This is a genomic window from Agromyces binzhouensis (assembly GCF_004135055.1).
GTDB lineage: Bacteria > Actinomycetota > Actinomycetes > Actinomycetales > Microbacteriaceae > Agromyces > Agromyces binzhouensis.
Window position 1 is genome coordinate 1 of record NZ_SDPL01000550.1, and the last position, 1,606, is coordinate 1,606.

2 protein-coding genes are annotated in these 1,606 nt (G+C 75.8%); one reads left to right on the forward strand and one right to left on the reverse strand.

The window, feature by feature from the left end:
* Positions 1–414 (forward strand): glycosyltransferase (locus ESO86_RS16610; RefSeq protein WP_129235921.1); only part of this gene is annotated, 414 nt, incomplete at its 5' end.
* Between the two features lie 4 nt (positions 415–418).
* Here ESO86_RS16610 and ESO86_RS16615 read toward each other — a convergent pair.
* A complete protein-coding gene (locus ESO86_RS16615) occupies positions 419–1,516 on the reverse strand; it encodes a glycosyltransferase family 4 protein (protein ID WP_165308203.1) in 1,098 nt (365 codons plus the stop codon).
* Positions 1,517–1,606 lie beyond the last annotated feature (90 nt).

Genomic DNA, 1,606 nt, shown 5'->3' on the forward strand with positions numbered 1-1,606 from the left:
GCGCTCTGTGGTCCGGCCTCGGCGTCCCGGGGAGCCCCGGCCGGGAAGATCGTTGCGGGCGGCGAGTCCCAGGAACTCGACGCGGTGGTGTCCGGCGCCGCCGCCCTGGTGAACCCCTCCGCGCGCGAGGGGTTCGGGCTCGTCGTCGCCGAAGCGGCCGCCCTCGGGGTGCCCTCGGTGGTCGTCGCGGGCGACGACAACGCGTCGGTCGAGCTCGTGCGGCGGGGCGTCAACGGGGCGGTGGCGACGGATGCCACGGCCGAGGCCCTCGGGGCGGCCATCCGCGACGTCGTCGACGCCGGCGAGGAGCTGCGCCGGTCCACGGCCGAGTGGTTCGCGCGGGAGCGCGAGACCCGGAACCTCGCCGGTTCGGTCGACGAGCTCCTGCGACGGGCCGAGCGACTGCGCCGGTGACCGCTCAGCCCGCGAGCGCGCGCTCGAACGACTCGAGCGTTCCGCGGGCCGTGCGCTCCCACGAGAAGCGCGCCGCACGCTCGAGGCCGGCACGAGACATCCGCTCGCGCTCGATCGGATCCGACAGCAGCGAGTCGATCGCTCGCGAGAGCGCGAGGTGATCGTCGGGATCCACCCACCGCGCCGCGTCCCCGCCGACCTCGCGCAGGACGGGCAGGTCGGACGCCACGACCGGGACACCGCGCGCCATGGCCTCGATGAGCGGGAGTCCGAAGCCCTCGAACCGGGTCGGGAACGCGAACAGGGCCGCCTCGGCGTAGAGGCGTTCCAGCTCGGCGGGGGCCACCCACCGCTCGAGCCGCACGCGCTCGTCGAGCCCGAGCCGTCGCACCTCCGGGGCGAGCGGGTCGGCGTCGTGGCTGCCCGTCACGACCACGCGCGGACGCCGCTCGGCGGGCACGAGCGCGACCGCCTCGAGCAGTGCGATGAAGTTCTTGTGCGGCATGCGGTTGCCGATGGCGAGCACGAGGTCGTCCGACCGATGCACGTCGGCGGCCGCCCCGGTCGTCGCGCCGGCCGCGCCGCCGGCGAGCGGGACCACGTCGATCCGGGTCCGATCGAGGCCGAGCAGGTCGGCGAGGTCGCGCGCGGTCGACTCGCTCACGGTCAGCACGCGGCGTGCGGCGCGCGCGGCGCCGCGGATCATCCAGCGCAGCACCGGTGCGTACGGACCGGGCACGTACTCCGGATGCCGGAAGGGGAGCAGGTCGTGGACCGTGAGGACCACGGGGGTCCGGGATCGGAGGGGGCCGAGGTTCGCGGGTGCGTGGACGAGGTCGGCGTCGATCCGGGCGGCATGGCGCGACACGTCGAGCACCTCCCCGCGCGCCCACGCGACGCGGTCCTCGCCCGAGCGGCCGGAGGCGACGAGCTCGCCGGGGAACCACGGCGCCCCGGCCGCTGCGAGCTCGGTCGAGGCCAGGCCCACGAACTCGAGGTCGGGCCTGAGCGAGCCCAGTCGCGGGTACAGTTCGCGCACGTACGACTCCATCCCGCCCTTCCGGCCGGTGTGGAAGAGCAGGTCGACGAGGATCCGCGTCACGATGCGTCGCCGCCCGCCTGCTCGCCGCGGGCATGCCGTGCGGCGCCGGTTGCGGCCGCGCCGCCGGGGCCAGCGGCATCCGTTCCGGAC